Below are 17,897 nucleotides of genomic sequence, written 5' to 3'. Positions count from 1 at the left end.
GGCCGTTCACGTATCGAGCGGGGCGCGCCAGTCCAGCTGGGTCTGGTCCGGGTCGACGTCGGCGATCTCGACCGTCCCGCCGAGCTCGGTGACGCGGTCCCGGATGTTGCGCAGCGCGCTGGCGGCGTCGCCGACGCCTCCGCCGTCGTCGGTGATGCGGAGCCCGAGCCACTGCTGGCCGTCCGGGTCGGTCTCGACGCGCAGTTCCACAAGGGCCCGGGTGGCTCGTGCCCGCCGGGCGATGCTCGAGAGGACCTGGCGGAGCACGCCGAGCATATCGTCCTCGATCGCCCTCGGCACGGTCGGGTTCAGCGCTCCGGTGAAGCGCAGGTCCGGGGCGAAGCCGAGCGGGTCGGCGTACTCGGCGATCAGCGCGTGCAACGAGTAGTGGATCCCCTCGGATCCGCTCGGGCGGAGCTGGAAGACGGTGGCGCGGATGTCGCGGATGGTGCTGTCGAGGTCGGCGATCGCCTGGTCGATGCGGTGCTGCACCCCGGGCCCGGTCGCCTTCGCCCGGGTGCCCTGGAGGAGCAGGCCGGTCGCGAAGAGGCGCTGGATCACCAGGTCGTGCAGGTCGCGGGCGATCCGGTCACGGTCGGTGACCAGAGCACGTGCCTGACGGTCGGAGACGGCCTGGACCCGGTCCAGCGCCACCGCCGCCTGGTCGGCGAACGTGGCGAGGAGATCGTGCTGGACCAGGGCGGTGCGGAGGTCGGGGAACACCGCGAGGACGACCGCAGGGCCGTACAGATGTCCACGCATGGGCGCCAGCAGAACCGCGGACCCGCAGGACACCGTCACCGGCGGCACGCTCTCACCCTTGGCGGCGATCTCGAGCGCGTCGTGGACCTCGACGCAGGTCGCGAGGAGCTCCGTGGCCGTGAGCCCGTCCGTGGCCAGCACCTCGGGCCCCAGACTGCCGTGCCGCACCACGGCGGCGCCCTCGGCGCCGCAGGCCGGGCGTACGCAGGTGGCGACCAGCTCGACCGCGCGCTCGGTCGTGGTCGGCAGCTGGAGGGCGTCGTACATCTGCGACGACGCGGCCAACCAGGCGCGCTGTCGCTCGGAAGCCGCATGCACCCGCGCGTTCTCGATCACCGTGCCGGCCGCGGAGGCCAGAGCGGTGACCAGGACCTCGTCCTCGTCGGTGAAGGGCCTGCCGTGGGCCTTCTCGGTGAGATAGAGGTTGCCGTAGACGGTGCCACGGATCATCACGGGTGCGCCCAGGAACGAGGTCATCGGCGGATGGTGGGGCGGGAAGCCGTAGGAGGCCGGATGATCCTGGAGGCGTTCGAGGCGGATCGGCCGCGGCTCGTTGATCAGCAGGCCCAGGATGCCGCGTCCGTGGGGGAGCGGCCCGATCCGGGTCCGGGTGGGCTCGTCGATCCCGTGGTTGACGAACTCCACGAGCGTACGATCCTCGCCGAGGACGCCGAGCGCGCCGTAGCGGGCGTCGGTGATGGCGCAGGCAGAGCGCACGATCCTGTCGAGGACCCCGGGGAGGTCCAGGTCGGAGTTCATGACGTTCACGGCGTCGAGCACTGCTCGCGCAGCATCCGGCAGGCCGGCGTGCGGCGATGCCATGAGGATGAGTCTAGTCCGGCCTTGGGCGGGCCGTGTCGGTCGTCGTTGGACCAAGGTCCCGGAGATCGGCACCGACGCCCCTGTTCCCATGCCGGCGACTCCGGTGAGAGTCGGATCGGGCCGGGCCGGAGGTGCCTGTGCCGAAGGAGGGTGACATGTCCGAGACAGAACGGATCCTGGTCGGCATAGACGGCGGGGAGGGCGGCCGAGCGGCGCTCAGATACGCAGCCGCCGAGGCCGAACGCAGTGGGGACGAGCTGTGGCTGGTGCATCTGGTGCCGCCGGCGACCGTCCCCGGCGTCATCGACCCGTACGTCGCCCAGGCCGCCGTCGGAACCAACCATGACATCGGCGCCGGGCTGCTGGAGCGAGCGACGAAGGAGGCGATGACCCTCGTCCCGGCCGACCGCGTCACCTCGACGCTGGTGCGGGGCGACGCCGCCGACGGTCTCGTCCAGATGGCGGCCGCGGCACGGCTCGTCGTGCTGGGCGGCCAGCACCGCCCGGCCCTGGAGCGGATCTTCACGGGCTCCGTGGTCAACCGGGTCGCGGGCCACGCGCCGGTGGCGGTCGCCGTGGTGCCGGACCTGTGGCCTTCGGGTGCCGGTGCCGACCGTGTCGTGGTCGCGGTCAAGGACCTCGACGACGCTGCCGGGCTGGTCGCCCGGGCGATGAGCCAAGCCGCAGACCGCGGGGCCGAGCTGGTCATCCTGCATGCCTGGGAGGTGCCCACGCCCTACGACGGGGTCTCCCTCTCCCGGGGTGATCTGGCCGAGTGGGAGACCTGGATCCGACAGGACCTCGAGCGGACGCTCGACCGGGCCCGGCACCATCGGGCCGCGCCCGAGACGCTCGTGGAGGCCCGGATCGAGGTTCGTCGCGGTCAGCCGGCGAGGGTGATCGCCAACGCGTCGGCCGAGTCCGACCTGCTGATCATCGGGCGCCGTCGGCACACCTTCCCCGTCGGCCGCCTCGGGAGCACCGGCCGCGCGCTCCTGCGTGAGAGCCACTGCCCGATCGAGGTACTGCCTCCTGTTCTCGACGTCATCGAGATCGAGGAGACCGAGGAGACCAGGGAGACCGGGCAGACCGACGACATGACGTCGTCGCAGCCGGTCGGGATGATCGGCGCGTGAGACGTCACGGTCCCTCGTCCTGACCCGCCGGGGACGAAGGGCCCGCCCCGTGCGGACCCCGTTCCCTCACCCCGACGGGCCGCCGGCGGTTGGCTGAAGGCGTCCGGCCACGTCGGCCGGCGAGACCGATGGAGGAATCATGACCTCAATCTCCACGCCCGGCTCCACGACATCGCTGCCCGGGCACTTCCCGATGCCCGCCGCGCGGATGCTCGCGGCGCTGAGGATCGCCTTCGGGCTCACGTTCCTGTGGGCGTTCTTCGACAAGCTGCTCGCGCTGGGCTTCCACACCGGTGCGATCACCAACGACGCGGGCACCCGCACAGGCATCGACTTCTTCGCCAAGGATGCGGCCTGGATCAACGGCGGCAGTCCTACCGATGGCTTTCTTTCCAACGTGCCCGATCACAACTGGCTGCAGGGCACGTGGAACGACATGGCGGGTCAGGCGTGGGCCGACTGGCTGTTCATGCTCGGTCTGCTGGGGGTGGGCCTCACGCTCACGTTCGGCATCGGGATGCGGGTCGGGGCCATCGCCGGCGCGGCGATGTACGCCCTGATGTGGTTCGCCAGCTTCCCGCTCGACAACAACCCGATCATCGACGACCACCTGCTCGGCGCGCTGACCGTTGGCGTCCTGGCGATGACCTACGCCGGCGACACCTGGGGCTTCGGCAGGCAGTGGGCCCGGATTCCGGTCGTCATGCATCACCCGTGGCTGCGATGACGGCCCACGCGGAGCTGTGAATGCCGTCGACCACCGGGACGTCCGTCCGCGAGACGTCCCCCGGACAGTGAAGGTCTGATCATGAGCTACACACGTACGTTCGGGGAGGTCGGCATCGCCGACGTCCCCCTGGTCGGCGGCAAGAACGCCTCCCTCGGCGAGATGTATCGCCACATCCACGATCGCGACATCCGCGTGCCCGACGGGTTCGCCGTCACGGCCGGCGGCTATCGCCACTTCCTGCGCGCCTCGGACATCGACACCGCACTGGTGACGGTCTTCGCCGACCTCGACGTCGACGACCGCGAGAACCTCGCCGAGCGGGCGGAGCAGGCGCGGAAGCTGCTGCTCACCGCGGCGCTTCCGCAGGACCTGGCCGACGAGATCCTGGCGGGCTACCGGGCGCTGCGGCAGGAGTACGGCGACGACGTCGCGCTCGCGGTCAGGTCCTCGGCCACCGCCGAGGACCTGCCGGACGCGAGCTTCGCCGGCCAGCACGAGACCTACCTCCACGTCCAGGGTGAGGAGGCGCTCCTCGACGCCGTACGCCGCTGCTTCGCCTCGATCTTCACCGACCGGGCGGTCGACTACCGTGCCCGGCACGGCTACGACCAGCTGTCGGTGGCGCTCTCGGTCGGGGTGATGAAGATGGTGCGCTCCGACCTCGCCTGCTCGGGGGTCTCGTTCACGCTCGACACCGAGTCGGGGTTCCGGGACGTCGTCTTCGTGACCGGCTCCTACGGCTTGGGCGAGAACGTCGTGCAGGGTCTGGTCGAACCCGACGAGTTCTACGTGCACAAGCCGACGTACGCAGCCGGCCACCGTGCTGTGCTGAGCCGTCGTCTCGGGAGCAAGGCGGTGCGCATGGTGCTGGGGGAGACGGCACAGGAGGGGCCCGTGCGGAACGAGCCCACACCGCCGACCGACCGGGACCGCTTCTGTCTGACCGACGAGGAGGTGCTCGAGCTGGCCGGTGCCGCGATGACCATCGAGCGACACTACGGCAAGCCGATGGACATCGAGTGGGCCAAGGACGGCACCGACGGCCTGTTGTACGTCGTCCAGGCCCGTCCCGAGACGGTGGCCGCCACGAGACGACCGACCGTGACGACCCGATTTGTGGTCGAGGCGCACGGCGACCTGCTCACCTCCGGCCGCGCGGTCGGCGCGAGGGTCGGCGCGGGCACGGCCCGGATCGTGCGCAGCATGAGCGACGACGTCGGGTTCGCGTCCGGCGACGTGCTGGTCGCGCCCAGCACCAGCCCCGACTGGGAGCCGCTGATGAAGATCGCCTCGGCGGTCGTCACCGAGCACGGCGGGCGCACCTGTCACGCCGCGATCGTGGCTCGCGAGCTCGGCATCCCGGCCGTGGTCGGCACCGGCGACGCGACCAGCACGATCGTCGACGGCGAGGAGGTCACCGTCTCCTGTGCGGAGGGCGACGAGGGCCATGTCTACCGCGGTCTGGCCGACTTCCACGCGAACGACGTCGCCACCGAGCTCACCTCACGCCCGCGAACCCACGTCATGCTCAACCTCGGCAATCCCGGGATCGCCTTCGAGTCGTCCTTCCTCCCCAACGACGGGGTGGGCCTGGCCCGGATGGAGTTCATCCTCGCCGAGCACGTGCGGGTGCACCCGCTCGCCGCGCTCCACCCCGACCGCATCACCGACGCCGACCAGCGCGCGGAGGTCGAGCGCCTGGTCGGCGCCGACGGCGCGGCGTACGTCATCGAGAAGCTGGCCGAGGGCATCGGCACCATCGCCGCCGCCTTCCATCCCAAGCCTGTCGTGGTGCGTCTGTCCGACTTCAAGACCAACGAGTACGCGACCCTTCTCGGTGGTGCGGCATTCGAGCCCGCCGAGGCCAACCCGATGCTCGGGTTCCGCGGAGCCGCGCGCTACGCGCACCCCGCCTACACCGAGGGGTTTGCTCTCGAGTGTGCCGCACTGCGCCGGGTCCGTGAGGAGATGGGCCTGGAGAACGTCGTCGTGATGGTGCCGTTCGTGCGCCGCCTCGACGAGGCCGACCGCGTGCTGGCCCGGATGGCGGAGCTCGGCCTGCGCCGCGGCGAGAACGGCCTGAAGGTGTACGCGATGTGCGAGATCCCGTCGAACGTGATCCTCGTCGACGAGTTCGCCGAGCGGTTCGACGGGTTCTCGATCGGCAGCAACGACCTGACCCAGCTCACGCTCGGGGTCGACCGTGACAGCGAGCTGGTCGCCTTCGACTACGACGAGCGTGACCCGGCGGTGCAGAAGATGATCGCCCTCGCGGTCGAAGGCTGCCGGCGCCACGGCATGCACTCCGGCATCTGCGGCCAGGCGCCGTCGGACCACCCCGACGTAGTCCGCTTCCTCGTCGGGCTCGGGATCGACGCGATCAGTGTCACGCCCGACTCGATCATCGCCGTCACCCAGACGGTGCTGGCCGCAGAGAGCTGACCGGCCGTGGGTATCGACCAAAGGCCCTGTGACGAGGACGGCGGTCCCTGTCGGGCCAGGGCCTCACGGAGCGAGTGTTGAGTCATGAACGAGAGCACTGGACTGATCCTGGCCGGGGTCGACGGCACCGCGGCAGGGCTTGCTGCGGCCCGCTACGCCGCCACCGAGGCCGTCCGCGCCGGCGTCGCGCTGCACCTGGTCTACGTGGTCGACCCGTTTGCGCCGCCACTGCCGACCTGGCCACCGGCTCCTACGGACCCCGACTCGAGGATGGGCAAGCTCGGACGAGCGATCCTCGCCGAGGCGGAGGAAGCCGTCGAGACCACTGGAGCGGTGGTGAGCACCTATCTGCTGCTCGGCAAGCCCGCCTCGGTGCTCGTCCAGGCGGCGGCCAAGGCTCGCCTGCTCGTGCTCGGCGACCAGCGACGCAGACTGCTCGACCGGATCATCACCTCGTCGATCCTCGGCCCGGTCGCGGCTCACTCGGCGGTGCCGATGGTCGTCGTCCCGTCCGGCTGGACGGGTGTGGACAGGCCCCGCGAGATCGTCGTCGGGGTCCATGACGTCGCGACCTCCACAGCCCTCGTACGCCGCGGGCTGGAGGTCGCGGCCGAACGCGGCGCCCGGCTACGGCTGCTGCACGCCTGGCACGCGTTCGGTGCCTACCAGGACTACCTCACCGTCGGCAGCGAGGAGCAGGCGTGGGTCGATCGGGCCGAGCGCGAGCTCACCGCGGCCCTCGAGGCCGCCCGCGACGCCTCTGACCCGGCGGCTGCCGAGGTGGAGGCGCAGATCGGCGTGGTGCATGCCCAGGCCGCGTACGCCCTGGTGGATGCCTCCCGGAAGGCCGAGCTGCTGATCCTGGGCCGGGGCCGGCATCTTCTCGGCCTCGGTCAGCTGGGCGGCACCTCCCGGGCGGTGCTCCGGGAGAGCAGCTGTCCGGTCGAGATCGACCCGCACGTGGCTCCGGCGTTCGAGGGGGACGCCGGAGCCATCGGGGCTGCACCGGGCCTCGGCACCGCAGATGACCAGCCGGCCCGTTCGGGGCGAGCGTGAAGAAGGAGCAGACGATGTACTTGGCAGCACGATGGTTCCCGGGTCACCTGACCACGATCGACCGCGACGAGTGCCTGGAGCTGTTGAACCAGAGCGAGGTCGGCCGGGTCGCCTTCGGCGACTCGGAGGGACCGCTGGTCCTGCCGGTCAACCACGTCATGGTGGGTGAGCGGATCGTGTTCCGCACCGCGCCGCGCACGGCGATCGCGGACCACATCGGCACCGGGCCGGTGTCCTATCAGGTCGACGAGTTCGACTCCTACACCTCCGCGGGCTGGAGCGTCCTGGTGCGGGGGACCGCGGAGTTCGTCGACGGTGTCTGGCTGAGGGCGCATGACCTCGAGCCCGAGCCGTGGGCGGACGGCCGACGGTCGCTGCACGTGTCCATCACGCCGACCCAGATCACCGGCCGGCGCGTGGTGCCGACCTGAGTCGCACGGAGCAGACGAGTAGAGCCGAAGGAGTCGAGATGACGTACGTATCCATGCCCGAGGGCGCCGTCCTGGTCGGGGTCGAGAACTGGCCGGCAGCGGCCGAGAGCGTGTCGTGGGCGGTCGAGCAGGCGTTCCGGGACGGGCGCGACGTATGCCTGCTCCATGTGGTGCCCGCCACCACCCTGGACACGCCGCCCGGGTTCCGGGCGGGGGCGCCCTCGGAGCCCGACCAGGACTACGGGGCGGACGTGCTGGCGAGCGCGAGGCGCTACGCCGACCGTCGCCTCGACGAGCTCTCCAGAGCATCGGGGTTCCTCGGTCACCGGCGCCCGGAGGTGAGTGCCGAGCTGGAGGTGGGATCGGTGGCGCACGTGCTGGACGCGGCCTCCGGCCATGCATCGCTGCTGGTGCTCGGGTCCCGGGGGAGAGGGCCGATCCGCAGCCGGATCCTCGGCTCGGTCAGCAGGTCCACCGTCAAGGACGCGCGGTGTCCGGTCGTCGTGCTGCGCCCGGGCGGCGGAGGTGTCGGCCGCGGGGTGCTCGTCGGTATCGACGGGACCGCCGACTCCATCCCTGCCCTGGAGTTCGCCTTCGACCAGGCTGCCCAGCGCAACCTGCCCGTCAGCGTCCTGTACTGCTACCGGGCCGGTGGCCCGGAGAGGCCGGACGGCGACCGGGTGCTGGTCGCGGAGAGCGTGGCGGGACTCAAGGAGCGCTATCCCGATCTCCATCCGCACCTGCGGATCCAGGGCGGGGGCCTCGCGCACGCGCTCGCCGAGCAGGCCGAGACGATGCACCTGGTCGTGGTCGTGAACGGAGCGGTGGCCGACTACCTCCTGGATCACGCGCACAGTGTGGTCGCCGTCGTCCCGTCGACCTACTCGCGAGCCGGCACGACCCCTCCGGCCACGGCGGTGTGAGCGCGGACGTCACCTGGAGCCCGGGCGGCCAGGGACCGGCGTAGCCGGGCGATCGGGCCAGGCTGGTCGATGCCGACCGCGCCCACCTCGCTGCCGTCTCGCCGGTAGACGATGAGGCCGGCCTCGCTCTCCTCCTCGTCGGCCGCCGTGGTCTCGCCGACGACCTGGATCCGGTGACCGTGCCAGGTCGACCAGGCGAACGGTACGGACGCGAAGACCTCGGTGGCGCCGGCGGCGTTCGCGCCGGCGACCCGACCCTGCTCGCCCGCCGCGGTCCAGTGCTCGCCACGCTCGCCGTCGACGCACGCCACGTCGCCTGCGGCCCAGACCCCGGGCGCGCTGGTGGCGAGGCTGCGGTCGCAGAGAACCCCGCCCGAGCGCGGGTCCAGGGCGACGTTGCTGCCGGCGAGCCACGCCGTCGCCGGGTGGGCGCCGATGCCCAGGACCACGGCATCGGCCGCCAGGGTCTCACCGGTGCTCAGCTCGACCTCGTCGATGCCGCGTTCCGAGGCGCGTACGCCCGACACGGTCGTCCTGGTCAGCAGCCGGACACCGGCATCGGCGTGCAGCTGCATCAGCCGCCCGGCCGCGAGCGGACCGACCGCGCGCGCCAGCGGGCGGCTGCTCGCCTCGACGACGGTGACCTCGATGCCGCGGGCACGGGCGGCCGAGGCGATCTCGGAGCCGATGAACCCGGCACCGAGGATCACGACCCGGCGCGAGCGGGTCAGGGAGTCGCGTACGGCGAGCGCGTCGTCGTAGCGACGCAGCACGTGCACGCCGGGGAGCCCGGTCAGCCCCGGGAGGGTCGTCGCGGCGCTGCCGGTGGCGATCACGAGCGCGTCGTAGCCGAGCTCTCCGGCGCTGGTGGTCACCGTCCGGCGCTCGGTGTCGAGGCCGTGGACCCGGACCCCGGACAGGTGGCGCACCTGCAGCTGCTCGATCACCTCGCTCGACCGCAGCACCGGTACGCCGGGGTGCTCCTCGCTGGTGAGCGCCGCCTTCGACAGCGGCGGTCGGTCATAGGGCGGGTGCGGCTCGTCGCCGACGATCGTGATCGGACCGGACCAGCCGGCTCCGCGCGCACCTTCGACCGCGCGGAGCCCGGCCAGCCCGGCGCCGACGACCAGCAGATGACGGTCGTGGAGCGTGGACATGGTCACCCCTTGAGGCGGAGTGCGGAGACCGGGCAGGAGTCGATGGCGGCTCGGACGTACCCACGGTCGGACTCCGGCACCTCGGCGGTCAGGACGTCGACCAGTCCGTCGTCGCCGACCTGGAAGTAGTTGTCGGCCTGGGCCTCGCACATCCCGATGCCCTCGCAGACCGTCTTGTCCGCTTCGATGGCGCTCATCGCGCTGCCTCCTTCAGGTCGTGGTCCTTCAGCGCGATGAAGTCGACCTTCTCGCGTACGCCGCAGTCCGGGCAGCACCAGTCGTCGGGGATGTCTCGCCAGGCGGTGCCGGCCGCGAAGCCCTCCAGCTCGTTGCCGACCGCGACCTCGTAGACGTAGCCGCAGCCCGGGCAGCGGCCGGCGGCGACCTCGTCGTCGAAGGTCTGCCGGGTGACGTCACCGAGCTCCTCGATCGTCGCCTCGGTGGTCGGCGGCGGGAAGGTGGCGAGCAGCGTGTCGAGCCGGCCGGGACGTACGTTGGCCAGCCGGACGTCGCCGTCGAAGTGCGCGACCACGCGCTTGTCCATCACCCGGCGCCACAGCGGCGGGACCAGGGCCAGCACGATCATCCCGGCGTAGCCGGTCGGCAGGGCCGGGGACTCCCGGTAGTCACGCAGGGTCTGGTAGCGCCGGGTCGGGTTGGCGTGGTGGTCGCTGTGCCGCTGCAGGTGGTAGAGGAGCACGTTGGTGGCGATGTTGTTGGAGTTCCACGAGTGCATCGGCAGCACCCGCTCGTAGCGCCCCGACGTGGTCTTCTGCCGCAGCATCCCGTAGTGCTCCAGGTAGTTCACGACCTCCAGCAGGGAGAACCCGATGACGGCCTGGAGGACGAGGTAGGGCAGGATCCCGACGCCCAGCCAGAGCGTCATCGCGGTCCACAGCGCCACGCTCATCAGCCAGGCGTTGAGGACGTCGTTGCCGAGGTGGAACGGGTGGGTGCCCTTGCGCCGGTAGCGCTTGGCCTCCAGGCTCCACGCGCTCTTGAGCGACCCGGACACCGTGCGGAACCAGAAGCCGTAGAGGTTCTCGCCCATCCGCGAGGACGCCGGGTCCTCGGGTGTCGCGACCCGCACGTGATGGCCGCGGTTGTGCTCGATGTAGAAGTGTCCGTAGAAGCTCTGCGCGAGGGCGATCTTGGAGAGCCAGCGCTCGTGGCTCTCCTTCTTGTGGCCGAGCTCGTGGGCGGTGTTGATGCCGATCCCGCCGATGAACCCGATCGTGAGAGCGAGGCCGATCTTGTGCGCCAACGGCCAGTCCTGGGTCGCGATCAGGTACATCGCGAACGCGAACCCGGCGTACTGGATCGGGAGGAACGCGAAGGTGATGTAGCGGTAGTAGCGGTCCTCCTCGAGCTCCTCGATGACGTCGTCGGGCGGGTTGGAGCGGTCCAGGCCCGCCGCGAAGTCGATGGCCGGGACGATGCCCAGGACGACGATCGGTCCGGTCCACAGGAACACGCCCCACCCGGTCAGGGCGTAGCCGCCCACCGCGATGAAGGCGAAGGACGGGACTATCAGGCCGAGGAGCCACAGAGAGCGCTTCCTGTCGCGCCACCTCGCTGTGGAGCCCTGGTCGACGGTGCCGCTGGCGTCGAGTGACATCTGCTTCCTCCTGTGACTTCCGTTACGTCTCCTGTCAGAATGGACGTACGCAGCAGGGATGTCTCTGGCCGATCAGGCCGAATCGGTCACGGATAACTGTGCGTATTCACAGTCGGCTTCGTGAGGAAGGCGTCGTGGTAGTCGAGCGCCAGCAGCAGGTCGCCGGCCCGCTCGCGCAGCGGACGTCCGAGGAGCCGCTCGGCCTGGGCGACCCGGTAGCGGATGGTGTTCTTGTGGATGCCCAGCCGCTCGGCGAGCCGGTCCGCGGTATCGGCGGAGGTGAGCACCTCGCGCACGGTCTCGCGGAGACGGTCGTGCGGCGCGTCGGCCAGGCCGCGCAGCGTCTTCCGGGTGAACCGCTCGGCGGCCGCGGGGTCGTGCGCGATGAGGACGAGGGCGGCCACGTCGTCGTAGGCGGTCAGCGGCACCTGCCGTCCCGGGGCCAGTGCCACCCGCTGGGCCGCCTGGGCGTCAAGGTGCGCCGAGACGAACCCGTCCAGGCCGTTCCCGCCGAGGCCCATCGTCACGCGGACGGCGGCGGGATCGATGCCGGCGCTCGTCACGGGTTCGGGTGCTTCGGCGAGCGCGACCCACGCCCACATCTGCGTTCCGCCGGGGCGTACGAGCACCGACGGGGCGGGACCCATCCGGCGGGTGACGGCGGTGAGTGCCGGCTCCAGCTGCTCGATGGAGTCGGCGGCCAGCGCGTGCGCGACCAGGGCGATGTGGCCCGGGATGTTGACCGGATGGCCGCCGAGGGCGGCGGAGAGCTCGGTGGGGGAGACGCTCCGATCGCTCAGCGCCTCCGAGACCACCTCGAAGCGGCGAGCGTCACCGCGCTGACGGATCCGGGTCTCCTCGGCCTGGTGGATCAGCACCGACTGCTCGACCGATGAGCCGAACCACACCGTTGCCTTGGTCCAGAACCAGACCAGCAGGGCCTCGTGGTCGAGGTCGTCCGGCGCCTGCCGGACGACCTGCACCGCGAAGTCCCAGCTCGCCTCCTGAGCCCGCTGGTACACCTTGAGCAGCAGCGGGAGACCGAGATGGCGACGCGCGGCCTCGAGCGCCACGGCGCGTGCTGACGGAACCAGCTCGAACGGAGCCTCCGGCAGGGTGATGCGGTCGAGGAAGGCGTACCAGTGCTCCTCGACGGCCTTCAGGACCAGCGGTCTGAGATCGGCGACGTCGACCTCACCATCGGCGAGGATCGCGTCGGCGGTCGCCCCGGCCCAGCGGGCCACCTCCTCGGGGCGGCGTTGCTCATCTGCGAATGCCGCCAACCAGGCACTGATCTCGGTCATCGCCACCTCTCTCGCGGCCTCGGCTCCGGGCAGTTTACAAATGCCGGTCTCGGGGCCGTGGGGCGGAGACGACGCTCAGATCTCCATCCGGAGGATGGCGCCGGGCCAGGCCTTGGTCTGCCCGGTGTCGACCGTGAACCGTCGCTCGAGCGTGAACCCGAACCGCTCGTAGACGCCGATGAGCGCCTCGTCGTCGCCGGCGTAGCAGTCGAGCCTCATCTGCTTCACGCCCCGCTGTCGGGCGATCTCGACGGCATCGTCGACCAGCGTGCCGCCGATGCCGGAACCGCTCCGCTCCCGGTCGGTGACGAGCAGCTGCAGGTAGAGCTCGGGGATCGGCGCAGGATCGACGTACGGCAGTGGGGTGTCGGCCAGGACGCAGAGCCCGACGACCTCGCCGTCCTTCTCGGCGATGCGGGCGGTGCGCTCGGAGAGCATCGTCCGGATCTGCTCGACGCGGGCCTCGATCGTGGAGAACGGTTCCGCGCCCCACTGCCCGGTGCGGCCCCGCGAAGCGAGCCAGGCGACGGCGGCGTCGAGGAGGCTCATGGCGTCTGGAAGGTCGCTGACCGACCCGGTTCTGACATGCATGGACGGAAGATTGGCAGCGCCGCGTACGCCTGTCGAACACCTTGAGTCAGCGTTGGTGAGAGTGTTACGATCTTGGTAACATCTCAGGCGTGGAGCTGAGATACGCTGACAAAGGCCTCGAGCGAATCTGCACTGACGCCCGTCAGATGCAGAAGAAGCTTGGTGCTGACGTTGCGAAGAAGCTCAAGCTGCGAATCACGGAACTCATCCGGGTCGAGGAGATGAATGATCTCTTGGCCGGGACGGGAAAGTGGGAGCAACTCAAAGCGGATCGGGCGGGCCAGTGGTCGGCACGGTTGTCCGCCAACTGGCGACTGATCGTGCAGCCCGAAGAAGGCGAACGGGTCACGGTGCTGGTGGTCGAGGTCGTCGACTACCACTGAGGCGGGGAAGGGAGATCAGATCGATGACTATGACGCCGAATTACATCGTCGCGACCGGCGACTACATCGCCGAGTGGCTTGAGGACGAGGGGATCAACGCTGCTGAGCTGGCGCGACGACTCGGCACGTCCCGCAAGCACGTCAGTGAACTGCTCAGTGGCAAGGCGCCGCTCTCGCATGCTGTGGCTCTGGATCTGGAGCGCGTCACCGGAGTGCCGGCACGGATATGGAACCTCTACGAAGCTGGATACCGTGCGGAGTTGGCCAGGCGAGCCGAAGCAGGTGATTTGGAGGCGCAATATCAGCAGGCGCTGGCCTTCCCGCTGGCGTACCTTCGCAAGTTCGGCTTCATCAAGGCGCCAGCACGCGATCACGTCGACACGGTGAGGGAGTTGCTGGGCCTGCTCGGTGTCGCGAGCCTGTCGGCTTTCGAAAAGACTTGGTCCGAAGGCAGTGTCGCCTACCGGCGTTCGGCGGCAGGACGGAAGGACGCACCGCTGCTCGCGACATGGCTTGCGCTGGCCGAGCGCCACCATGACGGTCTGCACTCGCTGCCCGAGCTTGATCGCGATCGAGTGGCTGCGTCGGTGCCGGTCCTGCGCGGGCTCACCCTGGCGCCGGGAATGGATGGAGTCGAGGACGCTGTGCGGATCCTGAGGGAGGCCGGTGTCGTCCTTTGTTTCTTTCCCGAAGTCCCCGGGCTGAAGGTTCATGGGGCGACGCGGTGGCTGAACAAGCACCCCGTGATCCAACTGTCATTGCGTGGCAAGAGCGATGACCAGCTTTGGTTCACCCTGCTCCACGAGGTCGGCCATGTGCTCCTGCACGGTGACAAAGAGCTGTATCTCAATGGCGAGCAAACACAGGCGGAGGCTGAGGCGGATCGGTTCGCGGCAGAAACACTCATCCCCCCGGAGTTCGAGGACCGGATACCCCCTGGACGCAATATCGGTGCGATCAAGCGACTTGCCGATGAGTTGGGGATCGCACCTGGCATCGTGCTCGGCCGGGCGCAGCGGCTGAGCCAAGACTTCGGGTGGGGCCACGAACTGAAGCGGAAGTACGAGTTCGTGACGCATGAAGCGAATGCCGCGCGCTGATGTGACTGGCGGCCGCGAGTGAGTGTCACTGTAGAGCCATCCGAAGACACCGAGCCTGAGGCGACAGCGAACGCTGAGAAGAAGACGACCTGGCGGGAGACGCTGGTCGCGACGGCGGTCGCGTCGTGGAACGGCCTGCGGGACGCGGCGCACCACACGCCTCGCTGGCTCCTGGTGGCGGTCGGGTTCGGGGTGGTCGACGCGCTGCTCCCGGCCGCGCAGGTGTGGCTGCTCGCGCGGACCGTGCTCGCGCTGGGACGTGAAGGTGGGCTCGGTGGCGCGGCCGTCGCGCCGCTGACCGCTCTGATCCTGGTGCTCGCGGTCAGCCACCCGATCGGGCAGGTGGCCGGGACTGCCGCGATCCGGATCAAGTTCCAGCTCGAGTACCACTACGCGAAGGATCTTGCCCACGCCGCCGGCCGCCTGCGCCCGGCCCAGCTGGCCGAGTCCGCGACGGTCGTCGCACTGGAGGCGGCGCGGAAGGGAGTCAGCTTCCTGTCCTGGGTGCCGCGGGACGCGCTGGCGACGATCGGCACGGTGATCACCGCGGTCGGGCTCTGCGTCACGGTCTGCTCGATGAACCTGCTCGCCGGCCTGTTCGTGATCTCCGCGATGATCCCGACCATCGCGCTCAGCGCCTACGTCGCCCGTCACCAGGAGAAGCACTGGCCCGAGTACGCCAGGGCGACCCGCTACGCCAACTACGCCACCGAGCAGCTCATCCAGCAGCGGTCGGGCACCGAGCTGGCGGTGGCCGGCACGGGTGACAAGGTGGCCCGGATCGCCTCGGCGCACGCGCTCCGCGGGCTGCGGATCTTCGAGCGGATCCAGGACATCGAGCTCCGCTGGCAGATCGTCGGATCCGGGATCACCGGCCTGCTCGTCGCGGGCGCCGTCCTGTCGATGGTCGCGGCTGACCTGCCCGGCGGAGTGACCGCCGCGGCCGTCGCCGGTGTGCTCTCCGGGCTCGCGGCGGTGAGAGCGGCGAGCTTCTCGCTGGGCGGCCTGATCTCGGCGAGTCCGCACACGCGCTTCTACCGTGACGCCCTCGCCCTGGCCTCCGCCGAGGAGGCGGCGGACGTGGTCGCGTCCGTCGGCCGCCTGGACGTACGCGACCTCACCGTCACCTACCCCGGCGCGAAGCACCCGGCGGTCGTCGGTGCCGACCTGCATGCCGTACGCGGCGAGATCATCGCCCTCGTCGGGGTCAACGGGGCCGGGAAGACGACCACGATCAACGCGATCCTCGGTGCCCTGGCTCCGGACTCGGGCAAGGTGCTGATCGACGGCGTCGACGTGCTCACCATGACCGAGCGGCAGCGGCTGGCGCACTTCGGCCTGCTCACCCAGGAGTTCGGCCGCTACGAGTTCACCGTCCGTGAGACCGTCGGCCTCGGCGATCCGCGCCGCGACATCCCCGAACCCGACCTCGACCAGGCGCTGCGTACGGCCCTGGCGAGCGACCTGGTCAGCGACCTGCCGAGCCAGGCCGACAGCCAGCTCGGCGCGCAGTGGGAGGGCGTCGGGCTCTCCGGCGGCCAGTGGCAGCGCCTCGCGCTGGCGCGGGTGGCGCTGCGCCGCGCGGGGATCTGGATCCTCGACGAGCCGACCAGCGCCATCGACGCCGAGGCCGAGCGCGAGGTCTTCGCCCAGCTCCAGGCCACCCGCGAGGACCGGATCACCATCGTCGTCTCCCACCGTGCCTGGACGCTGCGCGGGATGGACCGCATCTACGTCTTCGACGACGGCCGCATCGTCCAGTGCGGGACGTACGACGAGCTGCTCACCGAGCCCGGCCGCTTCGCCGAGATCTTCGCCGATCAGGTCTAGGCGATCAGGCCTCGGCTCGGGCCCGTCCGCCGATGGCGTGGTCGATGCTGGCACGGCCCGGACCGGCCACGGCAAGGGCCAGGGCGATGGCGGAGACGACCGCGACCAGCTCCCAGCCGCCTTGGTCGACGAACACCCCGGCCCCGCGGTGGGCGAACCAGAACGCGCCGATCATGTCGACCACGACCAGGGCGGCGGCCACCGGGGTGAGGAGACCCAGCACGAGCAGCGCACCCCCGGCGAGCTCCACGACCGCGGCGAACGTCGCGGCCGCCTGGGCTGCCGGCACCCCCATCGCTTCGAAGGACTGCGCGGTCCCGTCGAGCGTGTAGGTGGCGAGCTTCTGCCACCCGTGGGCGATGAGGACGGTGCCGACGAGGAGGCGGGCGACGAGCAGGCCCAGGTCGGTGGCGGGAGCAGGGAGCGACTGTCCGAGTTTCATGATGTTCCTTCTCTCGTGTGCAGGGGATGTTCAGACGTGATGTACGCGGGCGGCGACCCACGACGCGAGCTCGCGGAGCGCGGCCGGCGTGATGCCATGGCCGCCGGGGTCGCGGTGTGCCACCGTCGGGGCTCCCGACTCCTCGAGCAGATAGCCCCAGGTACGTTCCAGCAGCTCGCGCGGGATGACCTGGTCGGCCTCGCCGTGGGCGACCATGACCGGCAGGCCGACCAGCCGGTCGGCCTCGACCGGGACGCCGGCGTCGAAGGGGAGGGTGCCGTACAGGATGGCGACACCGGCGAACCGTCCGGGCTCCTGGAGGGCCAGCCCGCCGGCGAAGGCGGCTCCGCCGCTGAACCCGACGAGGACGACCGGGCGACCCTCCGGTGCGACGCTGTCGAGCCACTCCCGGAACCAGCCCATGGTCTCCGCAAGGGAGGAAGCGACGGGGCGGCCGATCCCGCGGTTGGCGAACCAGGCGTACCCGCCGCCCTCGGTGATGGGTGCGCGCACGGCGACGTAGGCGGGGCCTTCGGGAAGGTGCTTGGCCAGCTCGATGATCTCGTGCTCGTGCGAGCCGCGGCCGTGCAGCAGGACCACCAGGGGAGCGTCGGGGTCGGTGCTGCCGTGGCTCGCGGTGTGCAACGGGGTGCTCACTGGTCCTCCGTCCGGTTGAGCTCGGCGGCCGTACGGACTCCGCTCCAGCGGGCGACGTCCTTGGCCAGGTCGAGCCGGTCGACGGGAGCGGTGTTCTCGAAGTCGCCCCAGTGCGCCCGCGGCAGCATCCACATCACCTCGAACTCGTTGCCGTCGGGGTCGGCGCCGTAGACGCTCTTGGTGGCGCCGTGGCTGGACTCCCCGGTGAAGGCGCCGAGCTCGGCCAGTGTCATCCGGGCCTGCTCGAGCTCGTCGATCGTGTCGACCTGCCAGGCGAGGTGGTAGAGACCGAGCGAGCCGCGCGGGCGCGGCGGCTGGGCACCGACCCCGAACAGGCCGAGGTCGTGGTGGTTGCCGGACTCACGCAGCCGCAGGAACGCCGCGTTGGCGCGGGGCTCGCGAGCCATGACCGTCATCCCGAAGGCAGACTCGTAGAACGCGATGCTGCGCTCGAGGTCGGAGACGAACAGGACGGCGTGGTTGAGACGTACCGGGTTGACGGTCATCGTGGAC

The 17,897-nt window shown here is 70.5% G+C and carries 18 protein-coding genes; 9 read left to right on the top strand and 9 right to left on the bottom strand.

Going from position 1 to position 17,897, the window contains the following annotated elements:
• Window positions 1-6: 6 nt before the first annotated feature.
• Window positions 7-1,584 (bottom strand): GAF domain-containing protein, encoded by a 1,578-nt coding sequence (locus ACIA03_RS09165; RefSeq protein ID WP_396981420.1) that lies wholly within the window; start codon window positions 1,582-1,584, stop codon window positions 7-9.
• 155 nt (window positions 1,585-1,739) lie between these two features.
• Here ACIA03_RS09165 and ACIA03_RS09160 point away from each other — a divergent pair, with 155 nt between their 5' ends.
• The 6 genes from ACIA03_RS09160 to ACIA03_RS09135 all read left to right on the top strand — a co-directional run bounded on the left by ACIA03_RS09160 (window position 1,740) and on the right by ACIA03_RS09135 (window position 8,302).
• Window positions 1,740-2,720, top strand: a complete 981-nt coding sequence (locus ACIA03_RS09160) for a universal stress protein (RefSeq protein WP_396981418.1) — start codon at window positions 1,740-1,742, stop codon at window positions 2,718-2,720.
• Window positions 2,721-2,859: 139 nt separating this feature from the next.
• On the top strand, window positions 2,860-3,447 hold the full coding sequence (locus tag ACIA03_RS09155; protein WP_396981416.1) for a hypothetical protein: 588 nt from the start codon (window positions 2,860-2,862) through the stop codon (window positions 3,445-3,447).
• 81 nt (window positions 3,448-3,528) lie between these two features.
• Window positions 3,529-5,892, top strand: a complete 2,364-nt coding sequence (gene ppsA, locus ACIA03_RS09150; protein WP_396981414.1) for a phosphoenolpyruvate synthase — start codon at window positions 3,529-3,531, stop codon at window positions 5,890-5,892.
• Window positions 5,893-5,976: 84 nt separating this feature from the next.
• Window positions 5,977-6,948, top strand: coding sequence for a universal stress protein (locus tag ACIA03_RS09145; protein ID WP_396981412.1), 972 nt, complete (start codon window positions 5,977-5,979; stop codon window positions 6,946-6,948).
• 14 nt (window positions 6,949-6,962) lie between these two features.
• The gene (locus ACIA03_RS09140) at window positions 6,963-7,379 is read left to right on the top strand and encodes a pyridoxamine 5'-phosphate oxidase family protein (RefSeq protein WP_396981410.1); all 417 of its coding nucleotides are present in this window, start codon (window positions 6,963-6,965) and stop codon (window positions 7,377-7,379) included.
• Window positions 7,380-7,417: 38 nt separating this feature from the next.
• The gene (locus ACIA03_RS09135) at window positions 7,418-8,302 is read left to right on the top strand and encodes a universal stress protein (protein ID WP_396981408.1); all 885 of its coding nucleotides are present in this window, start codon (window positions 7,418-7,420) and stop codon (window positions 8,300-8,302) included.
• On the opposite strand, the gene ACIA03_RS09130 is transcribed toward ACIA03_RS09135, so the two are convergent.
• The 5 genes from ACIA03_RS09130 to ACIA03_RS09110 all read right to left on the bottom strand — a co-directional run bounded on the left by ACIA03_RS09130 (window position 8,260) and on the right by ACIA03_RS09110 (window position 12,972).
• Window positions 8,260-9,459, bottom strand: coding sequence for an NAD(P)/FAD-dependent oxidoreductase (locus ACIA03_RS09130; RefSeq protein WP_396981406.1), 1,200 nt, complete (start codon window positions 9,457-9,459; stop codon window positions 8,260-8,262). The two genes, ACIA03_RS09135 and ACIA03_RS09130, sit on opposite strands and share 43 nt — an antisense overlap.
• A 2-nt stretch (window positions 9,460-9,461) precedes the next feature.
• Entirely contained in the window at window positions 9,462-9,656 is a 195-nt protein-coding gene (locus ACIA03_RS09125; protein ID WP_396981404.1) for a ferredoxin, read from the bottom strand.
• Window positions 9,653-11,077, bottom strand: coding sequence for a fatty acid desaturase (locus ACIA03_RS09120; protein WP_396981402.1), 1,425 nt, complete (start codon window positions 11,075-11,077; stop codon window positions 9,653-9,655). The genes ACIA03_RS09125 and ACIA03_RS09120 overlap by 4 nt, the downstream gene beginning before the upstream one ends.
• A gap of 86 nt (window positions 11,078-11,163) precedes the next feature.
• Window positions 11,164-12,381: a PucR family transcriptional regulator gene (locus ACIA03_RS09115; protein WP_396981400.1), complete on the bottom strand. Its 1,218-nt coding sequence runs from the start codon at window positions 12,379-12,381 to the stop codon at window positions 11,164-11,166.
• Between the two features lie 75 nt (window positions 12,382-12,456).
• Complete coding sequence (locus ACIA03_RS09110) at window positions 12,457-12,972, bottom strand: GNAT family N-acetyltransferase (protein ID WP_396981397.1); 516 nt, start codon at window positions 12,970-12,972, stop codon at window positions 12,457-12,459.
• 89 nt (window positions 12,973-13,061) lie between these two features.
• Between ACIA03_RS09110 and ACIA03_RS09105 the strand changes: the two genes are divergently transcribed.
• The 3 genes from ACIA03_RS09105 to ACIA03_RS09095 are packed head-to-tail and all read left to right on the top strand — an operon-like array spanning window position 13,062 to window position 16,285.
• Window positions 13,062-13,355, top strand: a complete 294-nt coding sequence (locus ACIA03_RS09105; RefSeq protein WP_396981395.1) for a type II toxin-antitoxin system RelE/ParE family toxin — start codon at window positions 13,062-13,064, stop codon at window positions 13,353-13,355.
• A 23-nt stretch (window positions 13,356-13,378) separates the two neighbouring features.
• Window positions 13,379-14,455, top strand: coding sequence for an ImmA/IrrE family metallo-endopeptidase (locus ACIA03_RS09100; protein WP_396981393.1), 1,077 nt, complete (start codon window positions 13,379-13,381; stop codon window positions 14,453-14,455).
• 18 nt (window positions 14,456-14,473) lie between these two features.
• Window positions 14,474-16,285, top strand: coding sequence for an ATP-binding cassette domain-containing protein (locus tag ACIA03_RS09095; RefSeq protein ID WP_396981391.1), 1,812 nt, complete (start codon window positions 14,474-14,476; stop codon window positions 16,283-16,285).
• A gap of 4 nt (window positions 16,286-16,289) precedes the next feature.
• Here the strand turns inward: ACIA03_RS09095 and ACIA03_RS09090 are convergent, their stop codons facing one another.
• The 3 genes from ACIA03_RS09090 to ACIA03_RS09080 are packed head-to-tail and all read right to left on the bottom strand — an operon-like array spanning window position 16,290 to window position 17,890.
• The gene (locus tag ACIA03_RS09090) at window positions 16,290-16,727 is read right to left on the bottom strand and encodes a DoxX family protein (protein WP_396981389.1); all 438 of its coding nucleotides are present in this window, start codon (window positions 16,725-16,727) and stop codon (window positions 16,290-16,292) included.
• A 30-nt stretch (window positions 16,728-16,757) separates the two neighbouring features.
• Entirely contained in the window at window positions 16,758-17,384 is a 627-nt protein-coding gene (locus ACIA03_RS09085; protein ID WP_396981387.1) for an alpha/beta hydrolase, read from the bottom strand.
• Window positions 17,381-17,890, bottom strand: coding sequence for a VOC family protein (locus ACIA03_RS09080; protein WP_396981385.1), 510 nt, complete (start codon window positions 17,888-17,890; stop codon window positions 17,381-17,383). The genes ACIA03_RS09085 and ACIA03_RS09080 overlap by 4 nt, the downstream gene beginning before the upstream one ends.
• Between the last annotated feature and the right edge of the window lie 7 nt (window positions 17,891-17,897).

The organism is Nocardioides sp. NPDC051685 (genome assembly GCF_044453405.1).
In the GTDB taxonomy this organism is placed as follows: domain Bacteria; phylum Actinomycetota; class Actinomycetes; order Propionibacteriales; family Nocardioidaceae; genus Nocardioides.
Note: the sequence above shows the minus strand (reverse complement) of the source record. Positions and strands in the feature narration are given on the sequence as shown.

Excerpts from the sequence above, each read along its gene's own strand:
- ACIA03_RS09135 (WP_396981408.1), top strand. The coding sequence starts at position 7,418 with ATGACGTACGTATCCATGCCCGAGGGCGCCGTCCTGGTCGGGGTCGAG.
- ACIA03_RS09090 (WP_396981389.1), bottom strand. The coding sequence starts at position 16,727 with ATGAAACTCGGACAGTCGCTCCCTGCTCCCGCCACCGACCTGGGCCTG.
- ACIA03_RS09125 (WP_396981404.1), bottom strand. The coding sequence starts at position 9,656 with ATGAGCGCCATCGAAGCGGACAAGACGGTCTGCGAGGGCATCGGGATG.
- ACIA03_RS09115 (WP_396981400.1), bottom strand. The coding sequence starts at position 12,381 with ATGACCGAGATCAGTGCCTGGTTGGCGGCATTCGCAGATGAGCAACGC.
- ACIA03_RS09120 (WP_396981402.1), bottom strand. The coding sequence starts at position 11,077 with ATGTCACTCGACGCCAGCGGCACCGTCGACCAGGGCTCCACAGCGAGG.
- ACIA03_RS09140 (WP_396981410.1), top strand. The coding sequence starts at position 6,963 with ATGTACTTGGCAGCACGATGGTTCCCGGGTCACCTGACCACGATCGAC.
- ACIA03_RS09165 (WP_396981420.1), bottom strand. The coding sequence starts at position 1,584 with ATGGCATCGCCGCACGCCGGCCTGCCGGATGCTGCGCGAGCAGTGCTC.
- ACIA03_RS09100 (WP_396981393.1), top strand. The coding sequence starts at position 13,379 with ATGACTATGACGCCGAATTACATCGTCGCGACCGGCGACTACATCGCC.
- ACIA03_RS09145 (WP_396981412.1), top strand. The coding sequence starts at position 5,977 with ATGAACGAGAGCACTGGACTGATCCTGGCCGGGGTCGACGGCACCGCG.
- ACIA03_RS09160 (WP_396981418.1), top strand. The coding sequence starts at position 1,740 with ATGTCCGAGACAGAACGGATCCTGGTCGGCATAGACGGCGGGGAGGGC.
- ppsA (WP_396981414.1), top strand. The coding sequence starts at position 3,529 with ATGAGCTACACACGTACGTTCGGGGAGGTCGGCATCGCCGACGTCCCC.
- ACIA03_RS09155 (WP_396981416.1), top strand. The coding sequence starts at position 2,860 with ATGACCTCAATCTCCACGCCCGGCTCCACGACATCGCTGCCCGGGCAC.
- ACIA03_RS09130 (WP_396981406.1), bottom strand. The coding sequence starts at position 9,459 with ATGTCCACGCTCCACGACCGTCATCTGCTGGTCGTCGGCGCCGGGCTG.
- ACIA03_RS09110 (WP_396981397.1), bottom strand. The coding sequence starts at position 12,972 with ATGCATGTCAGAACCGGGTCGGTCAGCGACCTTCCAGACGCCATGAGC.
- ACIA03_RS09080 (WP_396981385.1), bottom strand. The coding sequence starts at position 17,890 with ATGACCGTCAACCCGGTACGTCTCAACCACGCCGTCCTGTTCGTCTCC.